Below are 234 nucleotides of genomic sequence, written 5' to 3'. Positions count from 1 at the left end.
CTCTCCTGACCACACTTTACGTCTATTTGGATGACCACGTGCTGCCGGACCTGGGTGTGTCCAGGGCTGGCCGGCCGGGCCGGAAACCGGTGTTGAGCGACGCTGAACTGCTCTGTCTGGCCGTGGCACAGCACCTGCTCGGCTTCTCCTCGGAGAGCAGGTGGATCCGGTACTCCCGGATCCACCTGTCCGGCATGTTCCCGGCCATCCCGCACCAATCCGGCTATAACAAGC

At 63.2% G+C, this 234-nt stretch carries 1 pseudogene; it reads left to right on the top strand.

The window, feature by feature from the left end:
- Positions 1 to 234: pseudogene (locus M8J71_RS22625) on the top strand (IS982 family transposase); the annotation flags it as partial.

Source organism: Pseudarthrobacter sp. R1, assembly GCF_024494415.1.
Classification (GTDB): Bacteria; Actinomycetota; Actinomycetes; order Actinomycetales; family Micrococcaceae; genus Arthrobacter.
This window is presented reverse-complemented; position numbering and strand designations above follow the sequence as displayed.